The following is a 12,505-nucleotide window of genomic DNA, read 5'->3' on the forward strand; positions in this document are numbered from 1 at the left end:
GCGGGGGTCGGCGCCCAATGCGGGGGCATCTGCCCCGATTTTGGGCTTTTATCCGGGGGTTCGGGGGGCGACCCCACGCCGCCTGCCCCGCGCCCGCCTTCCGTCCGGTCGCCTGTGGCGTGCCGGAAGACCTTCCGGTATACCCGGCAGGAGGGCCGGGCCGCGGTCCTGAAACAGGCCGCTCCGGTCCCCGGCACGGCCCCGAAGCGGAAGGGTGCCATGGCAATTTCCCGATCCCTTGCGGATGAACTGGACAAGCGGCGCGCGGCCGCGCTCGAGGGCGGCGGCCCGGCCAAGGCCGCGGACCGCCATGCCAAGGGACGGCTGACCGCGCGCGAACGGATCGAGGCGCTCTATTCTCCTGGGACGTTCCAGGAAACCGGGCTGCACGCCCAGCACGCCACCCGCCATTTCGGCATGGAGAAGAAGTCGATCCCGGCCGATGGCGTGATCACCGGCACGGGCTTTGTCGACGGCCGCCCGGTCGCGGCCTTCAGCCAGGATTTCGGCGTCGTGGGCGGCACGCTGGGCGAGATGCATTCGCGCAAGATCTGCCTCGTTCTGGACCATGCGCTGAAAGCGGGCGTGCCGGTCGTGGGCTTCAACGATTCCGGCGGCGCGCGGATCCAGGAGGGCGTGGGCGCGCTTTCGGCCTATGGCCAGGTCTTCTACCGCAACGTGCAGCTGTCGGGCGTGGTGCCGCAGATCTCGGTCATTGCCGGACCCTGCGCGGGCGGCGCGGCCTACAGCCCCGCCCTGACCGATTTCGTGATCATGACGCGCGAACATGCCCAGATGTTCATCTGCGGCCCCGAGGTGATCCGCGCGGTCACCGGACAGGCCACGACCATGGACGAGATCGGCTCGGCCGAGGCCCATGCCTCGGTCGCGGGCAACATCCATTTCATCGCCGAGGACGACGCCCATGCGGTGGCGCTGGTCCACCGGCTCTTGTCCTTCCTGCCTTCGAACAACATGATGGACCCGCCGCACCGGATCGAGCCGGACCTGACGGTCGAGGACGACCCCGCGCTTGACGCGCTGATCCCCGAAGACCCGAAATCGGCCTATGACGTGCGCGAGGTGATCGCGCGGCTCGCCGACGAGGACGATTTCCTCGAGGTGATGGCAGGCTTTGCCGCCAATATCGTGGTAGGCTTCGGCCGGATCGGCGGCGTGGTGGTGGGCTTTGTCGCCAACCAGCCCATGGTCAAGGCGGGCGCGCTTGACATCGACGCCTCGGACAAGGGCGCGCGTTTCGTGCGGCTTTGCAACGTCTTCAACATTCCGCTGGTGACGCTGGTCGACGTGCCGGGCTTTCTGCCCGGCGTGGCCGAGGAACGGCGCGGCATCATCCGGCATGGCGCCAAGATGCTGTTCGCCTATGCCTCGGCGACGGTGCCGAAGATCACCGTCATCATGCGCAAGGCCTATGGCGGCGCCTATCTGGCGATGTGCAGCCAGGACATGGGGGCCGACCGGGTGATCGCCTGGCCCACCGCCGAGATCGCGGTGATGGGGGCCGAGGGCGCGGTCAACATCCTCTACCGCAAGGATCTGGCCGAGGCCGAGGACCGCGCCGCGCGCGCCCGCGAGCTGGCCGCCGAATACCGCGCCGAATTCGCCTCGCCCTATCTGTCGGCCGGGCGGCTCTTCGTGTCGGATATCGTCCAGCCGCGCCAGACCCGCAGCGCCATCGCGCTGACCCTGCGCGGGCTGTTGTCGAAACGCGAGACCCGGCCGCCCAAGAAACACGGCAACATCCCGCTTTAGGTCCGATCATGCTGGAAAACCTGTCCCTGATCGGAACCGGCTTTGCGGTGGTGCTGCTGGTCCTGGCCTCGCTTTGGGGCGCCTGCGCGCTGATCGGGCGGGCCTTCATCCGGGCCGCGCGCAAGGCCGAGAGGCCCGTTGTCGCGCCCCGGCCGCCCGTCGCGCCGGGCGTGCCCCCCCATCACCTCGCGGCCATCGCGGCGGCGGTGGCCGAAACCCTCGGGCCCGGCCATCGCATCACCCGCGTCGCCGCCCCCGCCCATCGTGTCGATGGCTGGCCGCTGGAAGGCCGGATCGAGACCTTCGCCGCCCATCGCATCCGCACCGGATGGGGCCCGACCCTGCCGCGGCTGGGCGGCAAGACCCCGGACATCATGAGAGGACCCAAGCCATGAAGCGCCTGCGGATCACCGTGGACGGCACCGCCTATGACGTGACGGTGGAAGAGATCGAAACCGGCGCGGCCGAAACCCCGCCAGCGCCGTCCCGTCCGGCCACGGCCACGGCCCCCGCAGCCGCCCCGCGCGCGACCGCCCCGGCCGTCGCCGCCGCCGCCCCCGCAGCCCCGGCCGAGCCCGGCGCGGTGCTGAGCCCGCTGGCGGGCACCACGGTCAGCGTCGCGGTGTCGGTAGGCCAGAGCGTCGCCGCGGGCGATCCGCTGCTGGTGCTGGAGGCGATGAAGATGAACACCGATATCCGCGCGCCGCAGGCCGGGACCGTCAGCGCGCTTCACGTGGCCCCCGGCGCGACCGTGACCGAGGGGCAGGTCCTGCTGGTGCTGTCCTGAGGAGGCGCGTCCGATGCAGCCCGATCCGCTGAGCGCCCGGCTCGAAAGCCTTGTCGGCATGACCGCCCTGCCCGATGTCACCTGGCAGATGGCGGTGATGTGGCTGATCGTGGCGGGGCTTTTCTACCTCGCCATCTTCCGCAAGTTCGAGCCGCTGCTGCTGGTGCCCATCGCCTTCGGCGCCCTGCTGGCGAACCTGCCGACCGAGGGGCTGGTGAACCCGCCCGGCGACGGCGTGGCGGGGGGGCTCTTTCATTACATCTCGCTCGGCGTCGATCTGGAGCTGTTCCCGCCGCTGATCTTCCTGGGCGTGGGCGCGCTGACCGATTTCGGGCCCCTGATCGCCAATCCGCGCACGCTGCTTCTGGGGGGCGCGGCGCAATTCGGGGTCTTCGCCACCTTCCTCGGGGCCACGCTGATCGGCTTTTCCCCGCAGGAGGCCGGCGCCATCGGCATCATCGGCGGCGCCGACGGTCCGACCTCGATCTTTCTGGCCAACAAGATGGCGCCGCATCTGCTGGCCCCCATCGCGGTCGCGGCCTACAGCTACATGGCGCTGGTGCCGCTGATCCAGCCGCCGATCATGCGCGCCCTGACCACCGAGGCCGAACGCAAGATCCGGATGCAGTCGCTGCGCCCGGTCTCGCGGCTGGAAAAGCTGATCTTCGCCGGGCTGGTGACGGTGGTGGTGATCCTCCTGGTGCCCGCGGCCTCGGCGCTGATCGGGATGCTGATGCTGGGCAATGTGCTGCGCGAAAGCCTGGTGACCGAGCGTCTGGCCAAGGCCGCGCAGAACGAGGTGATCAATGTCGTGACGATCCTGCTGGGCACCTCGGTCGGGATCACCATGACCGGCGAGCGGTTCCTCAATGCCGACACGCTGAAGATCCTCGGGCTCGGGGTGATCGCCTTCGGGATCGCCACCGCCGCGGGCGTGCTGATGGCCAAGGCGATGAACCTGGTCAGCCGCACCAAGATCAACCCGCTGATCGGGTCTGCCGGGGTCTCGGCGGTGCCGATGGCCGCCCGCGTCAGCCAGATCGAGGGCCAGCGCGCCGACCCGGGCAACTATCTTCTGATGCATGCCATGGGCCCGAACGTGGCGGGCGTGATCGGCACGGCGGTGGTCGCGGGCTATTTCATCGCCCAGTACGCCGGTTGAAGCAGAGGCCTCTTGTCGCAGGCGGGGCGCTGCCGCCCCGCCGTTTTCGCTGGCCCCTTGCCAACCGGCGGGCAATCCCGCCTGCCTTTGCGTCCGGCCCGGCAAGTTGCCGTTGACCGCCCGGCCGCAACCGGATTTGCTGTCGGGGCCTTCGACAACGAACAGATCACCGGCATGACCGATGGGACAGGGTGCCGGGATCCCATGAAAGGTACAAAATGACCCTACACACGTTTCTCACCACCTCGGCGCTTGCGCTGACCATGGCCACGGCCGCCGCCGCGCAACAGACGCTGGTCTATTGCTCGGAGGGCTCGCCCGAAGGGTTCGACCCGGCGCTCTATACCTCGGGCACGACCTTCGACGCCGCCGGACAGGCCGTCTATGCCCGCCTCGTCGAGTTCAAGACCGGCACCACCGAGGTGATCCCGGGGCTTGCCGAAAGCTATGACATCTCCGAGGACGGCAAGACCTACACCTTCCATCTGCGGCCGGGCATCAAGTTCCAGACCACCGATTTCTTCACGCCGACGCGCGACATGACCGCCGATGACGTGATCTTCAGCTTCATGCGCCAGCTCGACCCCGAGAACCCGTTCCACGACGCCTCGGGCGGCACCTTCGAGTATTTCAACGCCATGTCGATGCCCGACCTGATCGAGAGCATCGAAAAGGTCGACGACCTGACCGTCGCCTTCAAGCTGACCCGGCCCGAGGCCCCCTTCATCGCCAACATGGCGATGGATTTCGCCTCGATCATGTCCAAGGAATATGCCGATCAGCTGCTGGATGCGGGCACGCCCGACATGCTGAACCAGCAGCCGCTGGGTGCCGGCCCCTTCGCCTTCGTCGCCTATCAGAAAGACGCGGTGATCCGGTACCGCAAGCATGAGGGCTTCTACCGCGAGGGGCTGCCGAAGCTCGACAACCTGATCTTCGCGATCACCCCCGACGCCTCGGTCCGCTACCAGAAGCTGAAGGCGGGCGAATGCCATGTCATGCCCTTCCCGAACCCCGCCGATGTCGCGGCGATGAAGTCCGAGGACGGCATCACCGTGCAGGAGCAGGAAGGCCTGAACGTGGGCTACATGGCCTACAACACCCAGCAGCCGCCCTTCGACAATCCGAAGGTGCGCCGCGCGCTGAACATGGCGATGGACAAGCAGGCCATCATCGACGTTGTGTTCCAGGGCTCGGGCGAGATCGCCAAGAACCCGATCCCGCCGACCATGTGGAGCTATAACGACGCGGTCGAGGACGATGCCTACGATCCCGAAGCCGCCAAGGCGATGCTGGAGGCCGAGGGCGTCACCGATCTGTCGATGAAGGTCTGGGCGATGCCGGTGCAGCGGCCCTACAACCCCAACGCCCGCCGCATGGCCGAGCTGATCCAGGCCGATTTCGAGAAGGTCGGGGTCAAGGCCGAGATCGTGTCGTATGAATGGGGCGAATATCTCGACCGCTCGAAAGACGTGGACCGCGACGGCGCGGTGCTGCTGGGCTGGACCGGCGACAACGGCGACCCGGACAACTTCCTGGCCACGCTGCTCAGCTGTGACGGCGTCGGCGGGGCGAACCGGTCGCAATGGTGCTATCAGCCCTTCGAGGACCTGATCCAGAAGGCCAAGACCCTGCCGACCCAGGCCGACCGCGCCAAGCTTTACGAAGAGGCTCAGGTCATCTTCAAGGAGCAGGCCCCCTGGGCCACCATCGCGCATTCGAAGGTCTTCATGCCGATGCGCGACGAGGTGCAGGGCTACAAGGTCCACCCGCTCGGGCTGCACATCTTTACCGAGGTCAGCCTCGAAAATTGATCGCAGATTGATCGAAAAATAGGCGGCGGGGCTTTACAAGCCCCGCCTCTCAGGGCAATGGGCGCGGCCATGACACACGCCCGCCCCCAGAGCTGACACGGGTTTTCCCAACATGCTCAAGTTTTTCCTCGCAAGACTTCTCACCTTCGTCCCGACCTTCATCGGGGTCACGCTGATCTCCTTTGCCTTCATCCGCGTCCTGCCCGGCGATCCGATCATCGTCATGGCGGGCGAACGCGGCCTGTCGGAGGCCCGCTATCAGGAACTGCGCGAACAGTTCGGCTTCGACCAACCGCTGATCGTCCAGTTCTGGGACTACCTGACCGGTATCCTGCACGGCAATCTCGGCATGAGCTACGTCACCAAGAAGCCGGTCTGGGACGAGTTCTTCGCCCTCTTCCCGGCCACGGTCGAGCTGTCGCTCTGCGCCATCGTCATCGCCATCTGCCTCGGCATCCCCGCGGGCGTGATCGCCGCGGTGAACCGGGGCAAGTTCTTCGACCGGGCGCTGATGTCGACGGCGCTTGTGGGCTATTCGATGCCGATCTTCTGGTGGGCGCTGCTCTTGATCATCGTCTTCTCGGGCAACCTGGGCTGGACCCCGGTCTCGGGCCGGATCGACCTTCTGTACTACTTCCCCGACACGACCGGCTTCATGCTGATCGATTCGCTTCTGTCGGGCCAGAAGGGCGCCTTTGCCTCGGCGGTCGATCACCTGATCCTGCCCTCGATCGTGCTGGCGACGATCCCGCTGGCGGTGATCGCGCGGCAGACCCGGTCGGCCATGCTGGAAGTGCTGGGCGAGGACTATATCCGCACCGCCCGCGCCAAGGGTCTGGCCCCGATCCGGGTCAGCGGCCTGCATGCCCTGCGCAACGCCCTGATCCCGGTGGTGACGGTGATCGGGCTTTCCGTCGGCGTGCTGCTGGCGGGCGCGATCCTGACCGAGACGATCTTTTCCTGGCCCGGCATCGGCAAGTGGATGGTCGACAGCATCTACCGGCGCGACTACCCCGTCGTGCAGGGCGGCCTGCTGCTGATCGCCGGCATGGTGATGATCGTGAACCTGATCGTCGATCTGCTTTACGGCGTCATCAATCCCAAGATCCGGAAACGCTGACATGGTTGACGCGACCGCCGATGCGCCCCGCGCGCCCCATCACCGCCCCGGCCGCCTGAAGGAGTTCTGGCGCTATTTCCGCGAGAACCGCGGCGCCGTGATCGGGCTTTACGTCTTCGCCTTCTTCGTCGTGCTGGCGCTGGGCGCGGACATCTTCGCCCCGCACGACCCGACCCAGCAGTTCCGCGACCACACGTTGCTGCCGCCGTTCTGGACCGCCGAGGGCAGCTGGAGCTTTCCGCTGGGCACCGACCCGCTGGGCCGCGACATCCTCTCGCGGCTCCTGCACGGGGCGCGCTATTCCTTCTTCGTGGGCCTCGTCGTCGTGGTCCTGGCCGCCTCGACCGGCATCCTGATCGGGCTGGTCGCGGGGTTCGCGCCGAAATGGCTCGACACCGTCATCATGCGGCTGATGGACATCATCCTGTCCTTCCCCTCGCTTCTGCTGGCGCTGGTGCTGGTGGCGATCCTGGGCCCCACGCTTCTGAACGCGATGATCGCCATCGCCGTCGTGCTGCAGCCCCACTATGTGCGCCTGACCCGCGCCGCGGTGATGAGCGAGCGGACCCGCGACTATGTCACCTCGGCCAAGGTCGCGGGCGCGGGGCTGGGGCGGCTGATGTTCATCACCGTGCTGCCCAATTGCCTGGCGCCGATCATCGTGCAGATGGCGCTGAGCTTCTCGAACGCGATCCTCGACGTGGCGGCTCTGGGCTTTCTGGGCATGGGCGCGCAGCCGCCGACCCCGGAATGGGGCACGATGCTGGCCGAGGCCCGCGAATTCATCCTGCGCGCCTGGTGGGTCGTGACCTTCCCCGGCCTCGCGATCCTGATCACGGTGCTGTCGATCAACCTGATGGGCGACGGGCTGCGCGACGCGCTCGATCCCAAACTGAAGCGGAGCTGATCCCATGGCGCTCCTGTCCATCCGCAACCTTTCGGTGGAGTTCTCGACCGCGGGCGGCCCGTTCCGGGCCGTCGACGGGGTCGACGTGACCGTCGACACGGGCGACATCCTCGCCATTGTCGGCGAAAGCGGGTCCGGCAAGTCGGTCTCGATGATGGCGCTGATGGGGCTTCTGCCCTGGACCGCGCGCATCACCGCCGACGAGATGAGCTTCGACGGCACCGACCTGCGCCGCCTGACCGCCCGCCAGCGCCGCCAGGTGATCGGCCGCGACATCTCGATGATCTTCCAGGAGCCGATGACCTCGCTGAACCCGTGCTTTACCGCCGGGTTCCAGATCAAGGAGACGCTGCGCCAGCACCTCAAGCTCGACCGCCGCGCGCGCCATGCCCGCGCCATCGAGCTGATGGAGATGGTCGGCATCCCCGATCCCGAACGACGGCTGAACGCCTTCCCGCACCAGCTGTCGGGCGGCATGAGCCAGCGGGTGATGATCGCCATGGCGCTGGCCTGCCAGCCGCGCCTGCTGATCGCCGACGAACCCACCACCGCGCTGGACGTCACGATCCAGGCGCAGATCCTCGACCTGCTTCAGGGCCTGCAGCAACGCACCGGCATGGCGCTGATCCTCATCACCCATGACATGGGCGTCGTCGCCGAGACGGCCCAGCGGGTGCAGGTGCAATATGCCGGCCAGAAGGTCGAGGAACAGCCCGTCCGCGCGCTGTTCGAGACCCCGCATCACCCCTATACCGCAGCGCTTCTGGCCGCCCTGCCCGAACGCGCGACCGAACGGCGTCTGCCGACGATCCCGGGCGTCGTGCCGGGGCAGTTCGACCGGCCCGAAGGGTGCCTCTTCTCGCCGCGCTGCCGGTTCGCCGACGACACCTGCCGCCACAGCCCCCCGCCGGTGCAGCCGCCTGCGCTGGGGATCGCCCGCTGTCACTATCCGCTCGACACCGCCGCCACGGAGGCCGCCCGATGACCGTACCTGTCGTCGTCGCCGATCACCTCGCCCGCCATTACGAGGTCGGCGGCGGGCTCTTCTCGAAGCCCGCCACCGTCAAGGCGCTGTCCGAAGCCAGCTTTTCGATCGCGGCCGGAAAGACGCTGGCGGTCGTGGGCGAATCCGGCTGCGGCAAGTCCACGCTGGCGCGTCTGGTGACGCTGATCGAGGAACCCACGGGCGGCGCGCTGACGCTCGATGGCAAGGCCGCGACGCCCGAGAACTGGCGCGGGCTGCGCTCGACCGTGCAGATCGTGTTCCAGGACCCCTACGGTTCGCTCAACCTGCGCCACCGGATCGGCACGATCCTCGAGGAACCGCTGAAGATCAACCGCCCCGACATGTCCGCGAAGGACAGGTCCGAGAAGGCGCGCGAGATGATGCGGCTGGTCGGGCTTCGCCCCGAGCATTACGACCGCTTCCCGCACATGTTCTCGGGCGGGCAGCGGCAGCGGATCGCGGTCGCCCGCGCGCTGATGCTGGAACCCAAGCTGCTGGTGCTGGACGAACCCGTCTCGGCGCTGGATCTGTCGATCCAGAGCCAGGTGCTGAACCTGCTGCTCGATCTGCAGGAACGGATGGATCTGGCCTATCTCTTCATCTCGCACGACCTGTCGGTGGTCCGGCACGTGGCCGACGAGGTGATGGTGATGTATCTCGGCCGCCCGGTCGAGTTCGGGACCAAGGAGGACGTCTTCGCCACTCCGCGCCATCCCTATACCAAGGCGCTTCTGTCGGCGACGCCTTCGACCGAACCCGACCCCGCGCGGCAACGGATCAAGCTGCAGGGCGAGCTGCCCTCGCCGCTGGCGATCCCCGCGGGCTGTCCCTTCGCGCCGCGCTGCTGGAAGGCGCAGGACCGGTGCCGCCAGGACCGGCCCGAGCTGACCGGCGCCCCCCATGCCGCGGCCTGCTTCTTCCCCGAAGGCCTCTGACCCGACAAAACGGCGATGCAGAGTCCGGGCGGGCGACCGCACCCGCCCGCTCAATTGCACCTCGCGCGACATTTTCACCTGGCGGCCGCCGGGCGGCCCCGGCGCGCCCGGCATCGCTTGGAACGTCCGGACGGCTATGTTAACCATTTGACAATCCGAACGGATGAAGCCCGGAGGTGGGACGGCCTCCCGGCAAGAAAAGGGAGAACGAGGTGGCGAAAAAGGTATTCGTCGTCGGCACTTTCGACACCAAGGGCCGCGAGCTTGCGCATGTCGCCGGGCTGGTGGCAGATCAGGGGCTGGAGGTCGTCCAGGTCGACCTCTCGACCTCGCCCGGGCATCGCAGCGGCGCCGATGTGACCCCGGCCGAGGTGGCCGCCTGCCATCCCGAGGGGACGGGTGCGGTCATGACCGGAGATCGCGGCACGGCCGTTGCCGGAATGGCGGCGGCCTTCGAGGCCTTCGTCGCGACCCGCGCCGATATCGGCGCGATGATCTCGCTGGGCGGGTCGGGCGGCACGGCGCTGGCGGCGCCCGGGATGCGCGCCCTGCCCGTGGGTGTGCCCAAGCTGATCGTCTCGACGCTGGCCTCGGGCAATGTGGCGCCCTATGTCGGCCCCTCCGACATCACCATGATGCCTTCGGTGACCGACGTCGCCGGGCTGAACCGGATCTCGCGGGTGATCCTCGGCAATGCCGCCCGGGCCATCGCGGGCATGGCAAAGGCCGCGCCCGAGGCGGCGGGCGACGACCGCCCCGCCGTCGGGCTGACCATGTTCGGCGTCACCACGCCCTGCGTCACGCATCTGACCGACCGGCTCGGGGCCGAGGTCGACCCGATCGTCTTTCACGCCACCGGCACTGGCGGACAGGCGATGGAAAAGCTTGTCGATTCTGGCATGATCTCGTCGGTCATCGACACCACGACGACCGAGATCTGCGATCTGCTGTTCGGCGGCATCCTCGCCGCGACCGAGGACCGGCTGGGCGCCATCGCCCGCACCGGCATTCCCTATGTCGGGTCCTGCGGCGCGCTCGACATGGTCAATTTCGGACCCCGATCTTCGGTCCCCGACCGCTATGCCCACCGGCAGTTCTATCAGCACAACCCGCAGATCACCCTGATGCGGACCACGCCCGACGAATGCCGCCAGATGGGCGAATGGATCGGCGCCCGGCTGAATGCCTGCAAGGGTCCGGTGCGCTTCCTGCTGCCCGAGGGCGGGGTGTCGATGCTGGACGCGCCGGGCATGCCCTTCGAGCTGATCGACGCCCGCAGCGCGCTGTTCGACGCCCTTGAGGCCACGGTCGAGCAGACGCCCGACCGCCGCCTGATCCGGTTGCCCCACAACATCAATGACGAGGCGTTCTCGGACGCGCTTTACACCCACTGGAAGGAGATCGCCTGATGGCCCGGTTCGAACGCAAGGATCTGCTGGAGAAATTCCGCGGCATGATCGCCGAGGGCCGCCCGATCATCGGCGGCGGCGCGGGCACCGGCCTTTCGGCCAAATGCGAGGAAGCCGGCGGCATCGACCTGATCGTGATCTACAATTCGGGCCGCTACCGGATGGCGGGCCGGGGCTCGCTGGCCGGGCTTCTGGCCTATGGCAATGCCAACGAGATCGTGGTCGAGATGGCCCGCGAGGTGCTGCCGGTGACGAAGACCACCCCGGTTCTGGCGGGCGTGAACGGCACCGACCCGTTCTGCAACTTCGATCCGTTCCTGGACCAGCTGAAGGCCATCGGCTTCTCGGGCATCCAGAACTTCCCGACGGTCGGGCTGATCGACGGCACCTTTCGCCAGAACCTTGAGGAAACCGGCATGGGCTACGGGCTCGAGGTCGATCTGGTGGCGCTGGCGCGCGCCAAGGACATGCTGACGACGCCCTATGTCTTCGACACCGATCAGGCCCGGGCAATGGCCGAGGCGGGCGCCGATATCGTGGTGGCGCATATGGGGCTGACCACGGGCGGCGCCATCGGGGCCGATACCGCGATCTCGCTGGAAGACAGCGCGGTCAAGGTCCAGTCCATCGCCGAGGCCGCGCTGAGCGTGCGCAAGGACATCATCGTGCTGTGCCATGGCGGGCCGATCTCGATGCCCGAGGACGCGACCTATGTGCTGTCGAACGCGCCCGACTGTCACGGCTTCTACGGCGCCTCCAGCATGGAGCGGCTGCCGACCGAAACCGCGCTGATCGACCAGACGCGGCGGTTCAAGACCATCACCCGAGGCTGACAAGGGAGGACATCATGGCCAGGGCCTATGCCAGCGCGGTGATCCCCGCGCCCATCGAGAAGGTCTGGGAAATCCTGCGCGACTTCAACGGGCTGCCCAGCTGGCACCCGGCGATCGAGCGCAGCGAGATCGAGGACGGCCGCAGCGCCGATGCGGTCGGAGCGGTGCGGTCCTTCCATCTGGCGGGCGGCGGCGGGCATGTGCGTGAAAAGCTGCTGTCGCTCGACGACAGCGCGTTCACGCTGAGCTACAGCTTCGTCAAGCCGGCCTTCCCGGTCGAGAACTACATCGCCCGGATCGCGCTGTTCCCGGTCTCCGAGACCGGCGAGACCTTCGCGCTCTGGGAAGCGGTCTTCGACGAGGCGCCGGAAGACCGGGGCAAATACGGCCCGGTGATTTCCGAAGGCGTCTTTGCCGCAGGCTGGGCCGCGCTGAAACGCCACCTCGCCTGATCGTCGCTGCGGTCGGCGGCCCGCGCCGCCGACCCGCCCCCTTGCCGGGCCGCCCGCGCCCCGGTCGGACCTGATCCCCCGCTCCCGCCGGACCGCCCCCGGACCCGATCCCGACCGCTCCGGCGGGACCGGGCGCAAAGGTGCGGCCGATGCCCCTCCCCGCCTGCGGTGCCGCGTCCCTTGACCGGTCACGGCCCGGACGCTGACAGCGGCCCGGACGCCCGACGCAAAGCGGCCGGACCTTCCCCTTGGGGAAGGTCATGGCCCGTGGCGTCATCACCCCGGGATGCCGCCTCTGCCCACACAG

At 68.0% G+C, this 12,505-nt stretch carries 12 protein-coding genes; all 12 read left to right on the forward strand.

Annotated elements, in window-relative coordinates; translation table 11 throughout:
* The first annotated feature begins 219 nt into the window (after window positions 1–219).
* The 12 genes from EV657_RS04015 to EV657_RS04070 all read left to right on the forward strand — a co-directional run bounded on the left by EV657_RS04015 (window position 220) and on the right by EV657_RS04070 (window position 12,198).
* Window positions 220–1,773, forward strand: a complete 1,554-nt coding sequence (locus tag EV657_RS04015) for an acyl-CoA carboxylase subunit beta (protein WP_134077207.1) — start codon at window positions 220–222, stop codon at window positions 1,771–1,773.
* Between the two features lie 8 nt (window positions 1,774–1,781).
* A complete protein-coding gene (locus EV657_RS04020) occupies window positions 1,782–2,168 on the forward strand; it encodes an OadG family transporter subunit (RefSeq protein WP_134077208.1) in 387 nt (128 codons plus the stop codon).
* Window positions 2,165–2,560 (forward strand): acyl-CoA carboxylase biotin carboxyl carrier protein subunit, encoded by a 396-nt coding sequence (locus tag EV657_RS04025; RefSeq protein ID WP_134077209.1) that lies wholly within the window; start codon window positions 2,165–2,167, stop codon window positions 2,558–2,560. The genes EV657_RS04020 and EV657_RS04025 overlap by 4 nt, the downstream gene beginning before the upstream one ends.
* Before the next feature lie 13 nt (window positions 2,561–2,573).
* The gene (locus tag EV657_RS04030) at window positions 2,574–3,722 is read left to right on the forward strand and encodes a sodium ion-translocating decarboxylase subunit beta (protein WP_207802416.1); all 1,149 of its coding nucleotides are present in this window, start codon (window positions 2,574–2,576) and stop codon (window positions 3,720–3,722) included.
* A 218-nt stretch (window positions 3,723–3,940) separates the two neighbouring features.
* Window positions 3,941–5,536, forward strand: coding sequence for an ABC transporter substrate-binding protein (locus EV657_RS04035; protein ID WP_113668756.1), 1,596 nt, complete (start codon window positions 3,941–3,943; stop codon window positions 5,534–5,536).
* 112 nt (window positions 5,537–5,648) lie between these two features.
* Window positions 5,649–6,656, forward strand: coding sequence for an ABC transporter permease subunit (locus EV657_RS04040; RefSeq protein WP_075785931.1), 1,008 nt, complete (start codon window positions 5,649–5,651; stop codon window positions 6,654–6,656).
* Between the two features lies 1 nt (window position 6,657).
* A complete protein-coding gene (locus EV657_RS04045) occupies window positions 6,658–7,563 on the forward strand; it encodes an ABC transporter permease subunit (protein ID WP_075785930.1) in 906 nt (301 codons plus the stop codon).
* A gap of 4 nt (window positions 7,564–7,567) precedes the next feature.
* Window positions 7,568–8,548 carry an ABC transporter ATP-binding protein gene (locus EV657_RS04050; RefSeq protein WP_075785929.1) on the forward strand — a complete coding sequence of 327 codons (981 nt, stop codon included), beginning with the start codon at window positions 7,568–7,570 and terminating at the stop codon, window positions 8,546–8,548.
* On the forward strand, window positions 8,545–9,504 hold the full coding sequence (locus EV657_RS04055; protein WP_134077210.1) for an ABC transporter ATP-binding protein: 960 nt from the start codon (window positions 8,545–8,547) through the stop codon (window positions 9,502–9,504). Before EV657_RS04050 ends, EV657_RS04055 begins: the two co-directional genes overlap by 4 nt.
* Before the next feature lie 212 nt (window positions 9,505–9,716).
* Window positions 9,717–10,913, forward strand: a complete 1,197-nt coding sequence (locus EV657_RS04060; protein ID WP_134077211.1) for a Tm-1-like ATP-binding domain-containing protein — start codon at window positions 9,717–9,719, stop codon at window positions 10,911–10,913.
* On the forward strand, window positions 10,913–11,746 hold the full coding sequence (locus EV657_RS04065; protein WP_113668753.1) for a phosphoenolpyruvate hydrolase family protein: 834 nt from the start codon (window positions 10,913–10,915) through the stop codon (window positions 11,744–11,746). The genes EV657_RS04060 and EV657_RS04065 overlap by 1 nt, the downstream gene beginning before the upstream one ends.
* 14 nt (window positions 11,747–11,760) lie before the next feature.
* On the forward strand, window positions 11,761–12,198 hold the full coding sequence (locus EV657_RS04070; RefSeq protein WP_134077212.1) for an SRPBCC family protein: 438 nt from the start codon (window positions 11,761–11,763) through the stop codon (window positions 12,196–12,198).
* Window positions 12,199–12,505: the final 307 nt, after the last annotated feature.

This window comes from Rhodovulum visakhapatnamense (genome assembly GCF_004365965.1).
GTDB lineage: Bacteria > Pseudomonadota > Alphaproteobacteria > Rhodobacterales > Rhodobacteraceae > Rhodovulum > Rhodovulum visakhapatnamense.